Origin of the sequence: Pseudoalteromonas luteoviolacea S2607, from assembly GCF_001625575.1 — a bacterium.
GTDB classification, from domain to species: Bacteria; Pseudomonadota; Gammaproteobacteria; order Enterobacterales; family Alteromonadaceae; genus Pseudoalteromonas; species Pseudoalteromonas luteoviolacea_E.
In genome coordinates this window covers 484449-498177 of record NZ_AUXV01000056.1, presented here as the reverse complement: position 1 = coordinate 498177, position 13729 = coordinate 484449, and the positions used below count along the sequence as shown (strand labels likewise).

Below are 13729 nucleotides of genomic sequence, written 5' to 3'. Positions count from 1 at the left end.
TCAGCTATTAATCATGATTTCATCAGCCCTCCATTGTTGTACTTTAGTTAGCCTTGCACAAAGTAGAGGCTCTGATTTTGCACAAGTTAAGGAGTCATACTGTGTGCGTATTTTCACAAACTAACTTTACAAAGAAACTGGGCGTTACGTCTTATGTGTTTGGCTGTTTATTGACTTTTGACTGTCAAGGAGCCACAGCCGATGACACGGTTAATAAGATTATAAAACGTGCCGTTGAAGCCTATGGCGGAGATACTTTGATGTCGCTTGAACAGCTGCAAATTGAAGAGCAGTTATATCGGTTCTCTGAAGGACAAAGCGGATTTGCAGCACACGGAGCGCATGGCATTCAGTTGCACACTTATAATCAGCAACTGAAAATCAACTACATTTCGAAAACAAAAATCTTTAAGCGAAGTGACCAAAACTTAATCGGTAACTACGGTTATTATGATATGACAGTCGTTGACAGACGGTTTGGAGGTGAAAAAGGCTTTCATATTGACCACTGTATGCAGACATTTCAGCCAACCACACGGATTAACTGGGACTCAGTCTCACTCGACATGGAAGCGGCTGTAGACTCTTTAATTGTTAAAGCTTTGGCTGAGTCAACAACACAAATGGAACGTCAAGGTACCATGCTGATAAAAGGTCGCAGTCACGATGTACTAAGTATGACGAAAACCAACAGTCAACATACGATGTTTTTTGACAGCAAAACAGGTCTGTTATCGAGGGTTGTACGCAAAAAAAATGATACTGAAACACGCTATGATTTTCTAAACCATACACAAAACAACCTTGGCATTGTTTGGGCAAATCAAACCATGATAAGTAACGACGGTCACCCATATAAGCATGTGACGTCTCGAAAAGTGACCGTGAACGATACAAACGGATCATTGATTTTAAAGCCAAAAAAGTATCGACGTAAACCTGCAGTCAAATTCTTGGATTTTGCCGAACCCAGCATCAATCAAGTTGCAGAAGGCGTGTATTTGGTTGGTCAGGATTGGGGGTTTACCTTGTTTGTGGATGTTGGCGCGTCGTATATTTCCATGGGGTCTTGGCAAATGCCCAACGACGCATTCACTTGGCAGCAGCGCTTAGCGCATTTACATCAATATACAGGGAATAAGAAACCTGTATCCCAATTTATCGTTACTCATCATCATGACGACCACTTGATGGGCTTGCATGATGTGATTGAACATGGCGCTCAATTGCTGCTTTTATCTGAGCATGTTGAGGCGGTGCAATCTAGTCAACGATTACCAGTGACACCAAAAAAGATGACCATAGTGGAAGATGCCACGGAGTTGGCGAATGGCAAAGTTCAGGTTTTTGATGTACCAAGTAGTCATGCTGATCATAACTTAGTCATTTACTTGCCCGAGCAAAAGGTGCTATTTGCAGAAGATATGTATGGGAGTAGCTTGGAGGCAGGGTTTCATTCGCCAAACAGTTGGCCAAGTCGCGATGTGTACTACCGTTCAGAAACTCTTGAAAAGAAGATAAACTCTTTGGGGCTAGATGTGCAGAAATATGTGTCGTCACACCATGGAAGAGTGTTGTCTAACGATGAGTTTAATCAGGCTCTAGGGTATGTTTGTCCGAATAATAAAGAGTTAGTAGGCAGGCTGTACAGCGAATAAGGTCGCACTTTAGAGTCGATTAACCTGTACAGTAGAAGTTGATATTGGCTCTAATGTACAGGTTTGCTGAAAGACAACACCTAGCGACATCGCTACTTATTTAACTTTTTCAAATTTAAATCATGGAAGTTGTAAGAGAAATCAGTACTGCGGCTTACAGCTTTCATTTTAAATCCTGAAACCTCACCTTTAAAGCTAACCTCAAAGTTGACGTACGCGTCGGCATTAAGAGTTCTGTCAGTCCATTTTGCGATGAAACGATTTCCATCAATATGTATGAGTTTTCCAGTGAGTGCTTTGCTACGAGAAAAGTTGATTAATAGTGCGTTGTCATTTATTTCAATTGATACTTCACCATACCAACTGTCATGGAAGACACCCGTGTAGCTCTCGAGCGATAGGGTGGGAGGCCTTTTTGACGCTTCGGTAGTCTTGTGCTTGTCTGTCTTTGTGTTTTTTTGCATTGCGGCATAGCGTTTTCTACCTTCTATATAGATATCAATGTAATCGGTTGGTTGATCGGTTACATAGCTTTCTAAAATCGTTGCCGTAAGGCCTTGAGCAGCTCTGGACCATTGGTTTGTCAATGCGATAACAGCGATGTTTTTCTCTGGTAAAAAGGCCATATGAGACGTCATACCCTGTACAGCACCGCCATGCGAAACATGCAAATGGCCGTGAAAATCCATGAGCCGCCAGCCTAGGCCATAAGCTTGAAAGTGCGTTTGAGAGTATTTTTTAGCGAGATTCGATACTTGTTGTAAGGTCACAGGACGCCACATTTCTTGTTGTTGCTGCATTGAAATAAGTGGCTCTCCATTTGGCAGCTTACCTTGTGCGAGGTGCATTTGCGCCCACTTAGCCATGCCCTTGATATTACAGTTGACTAAATCAGCGTTTTTGAAAAATGTGGTTTTTAACTTCCCGTCAACTTCCATATGAGGTGTGGCGCGCAGAGCCGGCTCAGCAATACGCTTGGAATGGGCCACACAGTCCTCCATATCTAGAGGTGCTAGCAGCTCTTTGTCTACAAATTGGTCCCAAGGCATGCCCGATGCAACTCGGATGACTTCTGCCGCTACGATATACATTAAATTGTCATATGCATATTGTGATCTGAATGAACTCTGAGGCTTTAAAAACCGAAGTGCAGCGATGATTTCATCTGTTGTGGCTTTTGCGTCGGGCCACTGAAGTAGGTCTCCTGCTCCTAGAGGCAACCCAGAGCGATGGGTTAATAAATCTCGGATAGTAAACTCACGAGTGACCCAAGGGTCGTACATTTGAAAGTTGGGTAAATGGTCTATGACTTTATCATCCCAATTAAGCTTATTGCGATCAACTAAAAGGGCAAGCGCGGCTGTCCTAAATGACTTAGTAATCGAGCCGACTTGAAATAATGTGCCTGTATCGACAAGGTCGCCATTATTTATAGATTTAACCCCATATCCTTTTACATGGATGACTTCATTATCTTTTACTATTGCGAGCGCCACGCCAGGGACATTAAGTTCGCGTTGCGCCTTTTTGACTAACGAATCCACTTGATTTTGATTGAATCCTGCACATTGTGCTTGTGGTATCAAGAGTGTTTGCAAAAATATAAATCCAGTGCAAACTGATTTTTTGATATAGTTCATTGATATAGGCCCTCTTTAAAGCGTATTGATAACTTTTAAGGACAATAACAATTACTTTTTATATTTCTAGCACTTATATGCAAACGGTAGCTAATTTTCTGCAAGTGGTATCGCACCCTAAGCACCTGCTAAGTAAAAGTAAAGCGACAAGCGTTTTGACTGCAAACACACGATTAGTTCTCCTTTTATTTGTCATAATGACTTGTTTAATATCGTTAGAAGCGCATGCCTCAACGTATAATAAGCTTTATATTCAATCAGTTAAGATCTGTGAAGGAGGTGAGGCAGAAGGGCTAGTAACCGGGTTTTTCAAAACAAAGTGCGAAGAGAGGTCGCTGAGTGAGGTCAACGAGTATGACAAGCTTGTATGGGTAGGTGCATTATTTGATGCAGACCAGTTATTGATGCTGCGTAACAAGCCCTTAGGGTTGTTTATTTCTGCAAAAGCCGCGGCTGAATTTTATTTAAATGGTCAAATGATTGGGCGAAATGGTTTGCCTTCAGCAATCCCTTCTGACGAGATTGCCGGGGCAATGGATTACGTCACATACTTACCAGCCAATTTACTCAAAGCACACAATAATGAGTTGGTGATAAAGCTGTCATCACACCATAACTTGATAGGCTTTGAGCAACTAATACAGCGTATAATCATTAGCGATTATGCGTCACCTCAAAATGTCGTCCTTCGAAATTATTTGCCGTCATTTATCCCACTGGGCATATTATTAATTGGATTGGTCTATACACTACCATTAGTGCTGACTGGTACGGTCTCTCAATATAACCTGCTACTACCATTATTGACGACTGTTGTGATGGCCCAACTAGTAACAGAGCTCTTACGCGGGTTAATAGCATACAACTATCCGGTTCATGAAATTAGAGTCTTGTCGATTTTTGCATTGGGTTCACTCAGCGGTGTTTGCTTACTTACCTATCTAGCGCACGCTTTTCTAAACTCAGGCAGAAAGAGACTCGTGCTGTCGGCTTTATGTTTAACATTAGCTGCCGTATATCAATCTAACTCTATAGAGCAGAGCACTATTTTTGCGATTCAGATCCCTGCATTTATTTGTTTAGCTTTAGCTGTATATGCAACTGTTTATAAGCGTCAATCAGCGTTAGCGCACGCTGTTGCTCTTTTTATTTTTTCAATGCTTATTGCTTTCCTGCCAGGTAAATTTCTGGATGTTTACTTCTACTATTTTGTCTCTTTACTGTTACTTTACTTCCTGGTGCAGCATGCAATTGCATACAGGAATGAAAAAGTACAAAGGCTTTCAGAGCAAAGCAGAGCAGACCGCCTGCAGCGTGCTTTAGACGACTACTCTGAAGCGAGGCAACCTACTAAAATCATGCTGAATCACTCCGGCAAAGTTGAGTGGTTTTCTGCCGATCAGATCTGCTTTTGCAAAGGGGCAAGAGATTATGTGGAAGTGAATATTGCCGATACAAAGCGTGTTTTACATAGTGAGAGTTTAAGCACAATGGAAGAAAAATTACCTGATTTGTTTGTGCGAGTTCATCGTTCCTACCTTGTGAATACACACTATGTACAGTCACTTGAAAAATCTACTTCTGGTGGCGGTATACTGACTTTAACAACAGGGGCTGAAATCCCTGTAAGTCGAAGAATTATGCCCAAAGTGCGTAAAGTATTAATTTAAACGTTTTGCGTAGCAGGAATATTAACGCTAGTGACTACAAACGATTGAGTGAAAATTACACAAAAATTTCGAACAAATCCATGGTGGTGTGGTCTATAGTGTCGACCATTTAAAAGGAGATTGATATGAAAGCAATACTTGGCATTATAATAACACTGTTTTGTTTTTCGGCTTTTGCAGCTTATGAGCCGTATACCTATCGGCATGAACCTGTTGAACTTACATTTGACCCTAACATTTTGCCTGAGAGTAAAAAGGTTTGGGTTGCGCTGCCTCAAGGCTACCACCGTCCAGAGAACGCTCAAAAGCGCTACCCAGTTGTGTATATAACTGATGGAGCAGTTTATCAGTTTATAACAGCTGAAAGTATGTGGTTTGCAAATATAGTGGGGCATATACCACAGGCAATACTCGTGGCGATTGATACGCGACAAAACAGAGCTAGAGATCTAACCCCCACAGTACCAAATGATGGCCATAGCACACCAAACACTACGGGGCAAAGTGCTAGATTCCAAGACTTTATACACAGTGAAGTCGTACCGTATATCGACAATAAATACCGCACAAATGATTTTAGAGTGCTAGCAGGGCATTCATTGGGTGGCCTGTTTACAATGACAGCTGCACTTAACGAGCAGATCCAAGATACTTTCAAATCTTACATCGCACTTGACCCTTCTATGTGGTGGGACAATGCCACTATCGTAAATCAAGTCGAGCTATCTGCGAGTTTATTCAACTCAAAGGCATATAATATTTATGTAGCTGCAGGTCATGACCATGATGGAGCAGGTGATTTCTTAGCAGACTACTTAGCACATATTCAAGCGATTGCTCGCACAGGCCACTTGCTATTAGCTGCAAGCAAGACAAAAGGCATCTATGAGGTATTTCAGGATGAGAATCATATGTCGATGTTACATCAGAGCCTTTACAAAGGGCTAAGAGCAGCATTTGAGTGCTACCCTGTTACTTGCGACAAGTCTGTCAGCCAAGGTCACTAGCAAATTGACAATAAGGAATTTGGTTCGAGCCATAAACGGCTTGATTATAACCATTGAGTGGTTGTAACCCTTTCAAAATTAAAATAGGCTTCTGCTGCGGTGGAGGCCTAGTCTAGGCATACCACGGTTAGTGTAAAATCCTGCTATCAGCGTAAAGTAGGTGGGGTATTATCACTATGATTCAAAGAGTAAACGTATATGTTTCTAACTTAATCTAAAGGAGTAAAGATGATTGTTGCATTGGCGCAATGCGGTTCAATTCGTGGAGATGTTGAGTCTAATATAGATGAACACCTGAGATATATACAAGAAGCAAGCAAATACGGCGTTAACTACCTAGTTTTTCCAGAGTTGTCTCTGACGGGTTATGAACCAAAATTGGCAAATGAGTTAGCATTTACCGAAGACGATGACCGTTTAGCGCCATTAATTGATGCAGCAAAACAATACAATTTGTCGATTGGTGTTGGCGCGCCTCTGAAAACAATAGGGTCGCCCAAGATAGGTTTGATATTAATTCATGGCACTGGAGTGGTCGAAACATACGAAAAGATGTTTTTACATGAAGGTGAAGAGAAATACTTCACCCATGGTGATAAGCACCACTTATTTCAAGTAGGAAAGCATGGCATTGCAAACGCTATCTGCGCGGACACCATTAATCCTCAACACGCGCAATCTAGCGTTGCTCTGGGAGCAAGCGTATATATTGCTGGCGTACTCGTTACCCCGCAGGGTTATAACAAAGATGCAAAAATGTGGTCTAGTTATGCATCTGAGTATGGATTGTTGGTGGCGATTGCCAATTACAGCAAGCCGAGTGGTGGCCTAGATACTGCTGGCAAAAGCGCCATTTGGTTCAAAAACAACCTCATTGCACAGGTTAAGCAATGCGAAGATGCGCTGGTTATTGCGCAAGCGGGCAGTGACTCATGGGTTGGCAAGGTATATCCCATGTAACGTAAACTCGGGTTATTGGATTTCAATACAGAGCTTGGTGGTGTCATAAACATCACGTTAGGTAATAATGTGGATGCAACTGTCAAAGTATCCGTAACAGTTACTCAAGCTTTAAACGCCCTATTTATAAGACTGTGGCTCTATCAAGGAATATCAAAGGTCTTTGATATTCTAAGTAATCGGGCTGATATGTTGGGGAGCAGCCTCTGGGATTTTTCAGATGACAACCCAACTCTATTAGCTTTGCTCTTCATACCTTCATTTATTACCAGTTGACTGCTTAATAATTAACCGCTTCTGCCGATATAAAAGTGCATGGATGTGATAGGAGGGGTTATGAAAATTGAAAGTGCACAAGTTAGCATGATGAATAAGCATGAAGAGAAACGTCAGGTTATTGAAAAGCGGACAGAGGTGACTAGTCCCGATGAAATTGCCTCACTAGAAGGTTCTGACATGACGCAGTTAGAGAGTGTTCAAGTGGACGATGAATTAAGCATGCAGGCTGGGGCAAAAATGTATATCTTAAAATTGTTAATTCAAAAGCTGACAGGAAAAGACGTACAGTGGTATGACGATGTTATTGAAACTGATGTATCACATCACGGCACCTCAAATGCTGTCTCGAATGCTGAAAACTTGGACCGTGAACAACCCCCAGCCGTTCAAATAATCGTGGATCGCTACACGAATGAGAGTCAATCAAATGCATTGAGAGTAGATGGTCAGATAAGGCTTGAAAGCGGAGAACAAATTGATTTCGTTTTCAAAGCTGAATTTGCACAGTCGTATTCGAGTTATCAGCGAACAATTGAAAGCGTTGATATGAAAGACCCGTTAGTGATTAGCTTTAACAATAAGTCAGTAGAGCTAGATAAGGAAGATATGCGCTTTGATATTGACGCGGATGGGCAACAAGACAGCTTTGCGCATCTGAAGAAAGGCTATGGGTTCTTGGCGTTGGATCTCAATAAAAATAGCAAAGTAGATGATGGGAAAGAGCTTTTTGGTGCGTTAAGTGGAAATGGGTTTGCAGATTTGGCCCAGTATGACAAAGATAAAAATGGCTTTATTGACGAGAATGACGATGTCTTTGACAGTCTCCGTGTTTGGGTAAAGAACATCGACGAAGATAAACTGCTCTCTCTTGATGAGGCTGGAATCGGTGCTATTTCTGTTACAAATGTAGAGACGCCGTTAAATATCAGAGAGTCGGGAGAGTTAAAAGGTGCCGTAAGGAGAAGTGGGTTTTATCTGGATGATAAGGGAACCCCTAATTTAATTCAGCAAGTGGATTATGTTGTTTAACCTAGCAAAGGGTTTTGTGTGAAACAATATACCTAAACTAATAATTGGATAAGTGGCACATTAGAATTTTGCAGGTGTAGTATATCGAATATACAGCATGGTGTATCAGACGAAATCGTGAGGGTGCTGGGTACTTATTGAAGAAATTTCCCCATTTCAATTTTCTCTCACCCATACAATCTAGAGGGTTACTACTAGCCTGCTTTTTGCACGTATGTTCCTATTTTATATGATTAAATTAATATAATTATGGGTTTGCTTTTATAAAGTTTCTAGAGGAGTGATTTGTTGTTATATTTACATTTCGTTTCTATAAGGAAAATAAAATGAAAAACTTGTTGTTTATACTCGCTACAATATTATCTTTTCACTCTTTGGCTGTTATGCAAACCAAAATACCACAAAAGATTTCTTACTTAATGACTTGGTCGGATTATACTGGTGGTGTATTTAAGTTTTCTTTGGAAAACCAAGACGAAGAAGCGCGAGCGCTATGCCCCAGTGGCTACTGGCTAGATGGTGCAAGTGACAAAAATGCAGCGATGTATGACTTTATTAAGGAAGCTTACCAATTAAAAACCCCTATTATTGTTCATGCAAATGAAACTCAAGATTGGGATGGCATGATAACAAAAGAATGTAAGTTGATGCTTGCTATTGGATTTTAAATACAGGGAGGAAGTTTTTATTCCACTCGCATAGAATAAAATTTTCCTATCTTTTTAACTAGCTTTGAACTGCACTGTAAAAATAACTATTAATTATACTGAATAACTATGAAATTTTTGTTTGTACTTTTTATCCTTTCTTTTTCTACTTTTTCATCTCTGGCTCAAGTAGATATTACAACGGTAAATCAATCAACTAAAGAGCAGAAAATCAAATCTGATTTAGAGGCATTGCATAAGCAATACGACCTGAGATCTTGGATATACACTGATAAGGTTTTGGTCGATCAAGGGGCGAAGGTTCCTTACAGCCATCCTGTCATCACTATGAGTACGCAAAACAAATACCTAGAAAACAAAATTAAGCTGCTTTCCACATATTTACATGAGCAGTTTCATTGGCACGTTATTATTAACGGTAAGCCAAGCATGGAAGATTTCCGTGCGCGGATCAAGCAAGACTTTCCAAGTGTTAAAGTAGGCTTTCCATATGGAAGTCGAGACGAAGGAAGTACCTTAAGCCATTTAATTGTTTGCTATCTTGAATATATAGCGCTCACACAACTGGTTGGTAAACAAAAGGCACAAGAGAACTTATCGACGAACGGCTATTACAAATGGGTTTATGCAACTATTTTGGACTCAAAGAATGAAGAAAAACTAGATAGAATGTTAAAAGAGTTTGGTCTAGAGTTCAGACCCTCTAAGTTGTAAAGTGGTAGGCCACCATAGTTTGTGGCCTAAGACGAGAAAAAGCTTTACTTCTTGTAGGCTATTTTTATTGTAAATCGCCATAGTTAACGCCCACAACTCTTACTAGGAGGTGTCATTGGACCCGCTGATAAAGCTAAAACTCGCAGAATACCCAATGCATGCTCAAGAGAGGTTAATGGAATTGCATAACCTTATTTTAGATGTAGCGAGTAGTTTAGGTTTGGGGGCAGTGGATCAGTCTTTGAAATGGGGGGAAGTAAGTTACAGCGTCAAAACGGGCAGCCCAATTAGGATTGATTGGAAGCGAGCTTACCCTGACCATTATTTTATGTATTTTAATTGCCAAACCAAATTGGTTGACACATTTCGAGTAGTATATGGGGAGCACCTTGTGCTTCAAAGTACACGGGCCATAGTTTTAAGCCTATCTGAAACGCTCCCCAGAACGATTATTACTCACTGTATAGAGCTTGCATTGACATATAAGCTTAGAAAAAACTTGCCTCTATTGGGTATTTGATTAGCACTTATTGTGGCCATATTGACATGCTCACGAGTTTGCCTATTACTTATCAATAAAGCGGCTTAACCCACTTATCTAATTAATTATCTATTTTTATCAAGCTAGCTATAGAGGGATAATATATCGAAGATAATAAGTGCAGATGAAGTGTATTTTACGAATTGTTTGAATGTTATAGCTGTTACTTTTTATTGTGGTATATAGCTCGATTCGTTATTTGGTGATAAATCAGAAAGCCTAGGTAGGTAAAGCAAAAGGTGTAAATGACAGCAGTACGATTTTAATTTTTTAAATTTTGCGGATTGAAATTTGTTTTTGCTTAACTTTAATTGGTGATATCTTTCTGTTTTTATATATAAAAAGGATTGTTTTAAATTGGAATATAATAGCCCTCTTGGAAAGGAAAAAGAGCGTAAGCTGACATCCTTATTGGATTTACAACCTAACAATAAAGTCTTGGAGGTTGGCTGTGGAAATGGCAGGTTTTTGTTAAACTTACTAGATACCTATGACATCAATGTTCTTGGTGTTGATATCGATAGTAAGCTTATTTCTATAGCAAATGACGCAGCGAAAAGTCGGAGCTGCGAAGCAAAATATCAGTTTACATGTCAGCGTTTTGATGAGTTGAAAATCAAGTCACAATATTATGACCTTTTTGTTTGCAACGGTTCATCCCATGCGTTTGGTACACAAGAAGCGGCTCTTCCAAATATGGCGCAACAAGCCTATGAATTATTGGGAAGGGGCGGGCGCCTTTTACTCGGCGAGTGTTACTGGAAAAAGGCCCCTCCTCAAGCGTTTTTGGATTTCCTCGGTCAGCCTGCCAGCATTTATCGGGATTATAAAAGTAACATAGAGGTGTTTGAAAAGTATGGTTTTAAGCCTCTTTACGCTACATCGAGCAATCAAGATGAATGGGACGATTTTGAATGGCGCCGAAGCCGAACTATTCACAACCAAATAAAACTTGATCCTAACAATGAGGAGCTTTTAGGCAAGCAATCTCATATTCAACAGTGGCTTAACGCTTACTTGAAGTGGGGTAGAGATTATTTAGGATACGGTTTTTACATATTCGAAAAAGTTGAATCTTAGGAGGACTTTCGAATTTGTTAGGCACGCATAAAGTGCCAACGTGATACAAAATAGTGCCGAGCTAATAGACGTCATGGAGGCGTATTAGCCAGCATTATTAACGCCTCAAATACTAGATAGTAACAGATACCTTTCATACTGAGCGAAATAAGTTTAAAAACACTTAATTAACCTGAACGATACACTCCAAAAATCCAAATAAGAATTTTAAACAAGCCTTACCTATGTTGATAAGTATGATTTAATAAATTTTTATTGATTTTATGTTTTTAATTTTTCACTTGAATTTCGAAAACTGGAACTTTTTGTTTTTTGCAATGTTGTTTGTTTTAGTTTGGTGCTAATTTTAATGAATATATTTCAATTTTTAGTTTGTTTTATTAAATATTGCAAGGTGTGCATTTTTTCATCTATTTTTGATTGTTAATCTCTTTAGAATGCTGATTTATTTTCACTTTTTATGATGTTGCCAGAAGGGGAGCATAGAGTTAGCATGATTTAAGAAGTTAATTGCTGCTTAGTTTTAATCATGTGTTTTTGTTTTATGTTATGTATGCAGGTAAGCAGTATTATTTGTCTTTACTTTTTAACTTTGGTGTATGGGTGTTGAGCTAAGCAAAGAAATAATACGGCTCGAAAAATATTATTTTAAGGATTGAAATACTATGAAAACCTCTATTTTTATAGCCATGTCAATATCATTATTTAGTTTTTGTGGTTCTAGTTATGCACTTGACCCTTTAAAAGCTGAGAAAAGATGCAGAAGTGACAGGTTGACCTTTTTTGAAGGTTTAGGAAGAAATGATTGGGCACTGAGGTGTAATTATATCTCGTCAAGAACATACAACTATAATGTTTTTGATGACTATGGGAATATGCGTCGAGTACTGCAATACCCGTCGTACTATAATCCAAGTAATTTTGACAGCTGGTTTTCGGCACCAAGAGCAAGAATGTCGAGCTGCGAACGTCATAGCTACACAAAGTCTTTAGGGTGTAATTCCGATCATGTTTATTTGGAACATGTGTTATCTGTGTCTGGTGAACTTCTCCCTAGAGATGTCTCTTATCCACAGTTTCACCAGTTAATTGTTGTTGATAATGGCGCCTCTGCCGAGCACATTAACTTTACTGAAGCTCAGGCGTACGTTCAAAGCTCTCGCACTGCGCTGCAGGATGTGGAGATAGTTACAATCTATACACAAGATGGTAGTCGCTTAATGGTTTCTTCAGATCACCCACTGCTGCTATCCGATGGTACTTTGAAAAGTGCGAACCTACTGACTCCCTCAGACGCTTTAGTTAATCAAAATGGCAAATTTGAACAGGTTGCCCTTACCGTCGTTTCTGAAAAAAAGATACAGCTTAATCGCTTTGACATAGACATAGATGTAACGCAGCCTTCATCTGAAAGTCGTAATCGATTGGTTGTAACTCAAGGGTTTGTATCAGGTTATCTATTGCCAAGAAAGGAAAATAAGATGAGTCAGAGGCTACTCATGCGCGATTCAATCTCCGAGTCGTTACTATTTTAATGTGTAATGCACACCAGTTTTCGAGCAAAGAAGGAATTAACCGATGTTAAAAACCAAAAACTTTATTTTTGTTTCAGTATTGGTCTTATTTTCAATACAGGTAGAAGCAGACAATCCAAATCCAATTAATATTGAACAGCGATGTAATATCGAGGATAGACTCACCTTCTTTGAAGCTGTGGGCCGCAGTGACTGGGCACTTCGTTGTGAACTAATCTCAGTTAGAACTCATGACTATTTTGTGTACGACGATTGGGGTAATAGAAGATCGCAAGTATATTACCCAAGCTTTTATAAGCCCAGTCATTTTTCAGACTGGTTTTCAGCACCAAGAGTTAAGTCGTACAGCTGTACTTCATATGGACATACATCCTACATAGGGTGCTTATCCGATGCGCCATTTGGTTCTACAAGTTTATTGTTCGCTTCGGGTGAATTTGCCATATTTGATGCTTATACACAGCAAGTGCATGAACTGGTTATTGTAGATGAAAGTTCAACATTAGATTCAATTCATCTTGGCGAGGCAAATGTGTCTATATACGGTGAGGAAGCATCAATATCCTCATTATCGGTCGTAAAAATCACAACTCAAACAGGTAGCACACTCACGGTTACGCCTGAGCATCCGTTACTTCTTGCGACAGGTAAATTTAAGGCGGCCAAATATCTCACGAATTATGATGAAATAGTCAGTCAAGACGGTGAGTTTGAAAGTATCTTATCCGTAGAGCCGCTATCTATTACAGCGCAACTCTATAAAACCGATATCAATATTCAACAAACCACCCAGAAACATAATCAAAACAATGTCATTGTTGTGACACAAGGGTACCTTTCAGGCTACCTTTTCGAGAATCAACACAGTGCCAAAGGTCACAGATTGGCTCTTCGCGACAATATACCTGATTCGTTGATTTTTTAACGAACCGGGCATGAGTACGGCAG

The 13729-nt window shown here is 39.8% G+C and carries 12 protein-coding genes; 11 read left to right on the top strand and 1 reads right to left on the bottom strand.

What is annotated here, in order from left to right:
- Window positions 1–101 precede the first annotated feature (101 nt).
- Window positions 102–1658, top strand: coding sequence for an MBL fold metallo-hydrolase (locus tag N480_RS19255; protein ID WP_063374053.1), 1557 nt, complete (start codon window positions 102–104; stop codon window positions 1656–1658).
- 92 nt (window positions 1659–1750) lie between these two features.
- Here N480_RS19255 and N480_RS19250 read toward each other — a convergent pair whose 3' ends face one another.
- Window positions 1751–3298, bottom strand: a complete 1548-nt coding sequence (locus N480_RS19250) for a serine hydrolase (protein ID WP_063374052.1) — start codon at window positions 3296–3298, stop codon at window positions 1751–1753.
- 197 nt (window positions 3299–3495) lie between these two features.
- Between N480_RS19250 and N480_RS19245 the strand changes: the two genes are divergently transcribed.
- The 10 genes from N480_RS19245 to N480_RS19195 all read left to right on the top strand — a co-directional run bounded on the left by N480_RS19245 (window position 3496) and on the right by N480_RS19195 (window position 13706).
- Window positions 3496–4968 carry a LytR/AlgR family response regulator transcription factor gene (locus N480_RS19245; RefSeq protein WP_196761519.1) on the top strand — a complete coding sequence of 491 codons (1473 nt, stop codon included), beginning with the start codon at window positions 3496–3498 and terminating at the stop codon, window positions 4966–4968.
- Window positions 4969–5093: 125 nt separating this feature from the next.
- Window positions 5094–5975, top strand: coding sequence for an alpha/beta hydrolase (locus tag N480_RS19240; protein WP_063374050.1), 882 nt, complete (start codon window positions 5094–5096; stop codon window positions 5973–5975).
- 228 nt (window positions 5976–6203) lie between these two features.
- Window positions 6204–6935, top strand: a complete 732-nt coding sequence (locus tag N480_RS19235; protein ID WP_063374049.1) for a carbon-nitrogen hydrolase family protein — start codon at window positions 6204–6206, stop codon at window positions 6933–6935.
- A gap of 336 nt (window positions 6936–7271) precedes the next feature.
- Window positions 7272–8243 (top strand): hypothetical protein, encoded by a 972-nt coding sequence (locus tag N480_RS19225; protein ID WP_063374047.1) that lies wholly within the window; start codon window positions 7272–7274, stop codon window positions 8241–8243.
- Between the two features lie 326 nt (window positions 8244–8569).
- Window positions 8570–8911: a hypothetical protein gene (locus N480_RS19220; RefSeq protein WP_081225599.1), complete on the top strand. Its 342-nt coding sequence runs from the start codon at window positions 8570–8572 to the stop codon at window positions 8909–8911.
- A gap of 108 nt (window positions 8912–9019) precedes the next feature.
- A complete protein-coding gene (locus N480_RS19215; RefSeq protein WP_063374046.1) occupies window positions 9020–9625 on the top strand; it encodes a hypothetical protein in 606 nt (201 codons plus the stop codon).
- Window positions 9626–9740: 115 nt separating this feature from the next.
- On the top strand, window positions 9741–10145 hold the full coding sequence (locus N480_RS19210; protein ID WP_063374045.1) for a hypothetical protein: 405 nt from the start codon (window positions 9741–9743) through the stop codon (window positions 10143–10145).
- 378 nt (window positions 10146–10523) lie between these two features.
- Window positions 10524–11246, top strand: a complete 723-nt coding sequence (locus N480_RS19205; RefSeq protein WP_063374044.1) for a class I SAM-dependent methyltransferase — start codon at window positions 10524–10526, stop codon at window positions 11244–11246.
- A 665-nt stretch (window positions 11247–11911) separates the two neighbouring features.
- A complete protein-coding gene (locus N480_RS19200) occupies window positions 11912–12781 on the top strand; it encodes a hypothetical protein (protein ID WP_063374043.1) in 870 nt (289 codons plus the stop codon).
- A 43-nt stretch (window positions 12782–12824) separates the two neighbouring features.
- Window positions 12825–13706: a hypothetical protein gene (locus N480_RS19195; protein WP_063374042.1), complete on the top strand. Its 882-nt coding sequence runs from the start codon at window positions 12825–12827 to the stop codon at window positions 13704–13706.
- Window positions 13707–13729: the final 23 nt, after the last annotated feature.

Excerpts from the sequence above, each read along its gene's own strand:
- N480_RS19250 (WP_063374052.1), bottom strand. The coding sequence starts at position 3,298 with ATGAACTATATCAAAAAATCAGTTTGCACTGGATTTATATTTTTGCAA.
- N480_RS19245 (WP_196761519.1), top strand. The coding sequence starts at position 3,496 with ATGACTTGTTTAATATCGTTAGAAGCGCATGCCTCAACGTATAATAAG.
- N480_RS19240 (WP_063374050.1), top strand. The coding sequence starts at position 5,094 with ATGAAAGCAATACTTGGCATTATAATAACACTGTTTTGTTTTTCGGCT.
- N480_RS19235 (WP_063374049.1), top strand. The coding sequence starts at position 6,204 with ATGATTGTTGCATTGGCGCAATGCGGTTCAATTCGTGGAGATGTTGAG.
- N480_RS19225 (WP_063374047.1), top strand. The coding sequence starts at position 7,272 with ATGAAAATTGAAAGTGCACAAGTTAGCATGATGAATAAGCATGAAGAG.
- N480_RS19220 (WP_081225599.1), top strand. The coding sequence starts at position 8,570 with ATGAAAAACTTGTTGTTTATACTCGCTACAATATTATCTTTTCACTCT.
- N480_RS19215 (WP_063374046.1), top strand. The coding sequence starts at position 9,020 with ATGAAATTTTTGTTTGTACTTTTTATCCTTTCTTTTTCTACTTTTTCA.
- N480_RS19200 (WP_063374043.1), top strand. The coding sequence starts at position 11,912 with ATGAAAACCTCTATTTTTATAGCCATGTCAATATCATTATTTAGTTTT.
- N480_RS19195 (WP_063374042.1), top strand. The coding sequence starts at position 12,825 with ATGTTAAAAACCAAAAACTTTATTTTTGTTTCAGTATTGGTCTTATTT.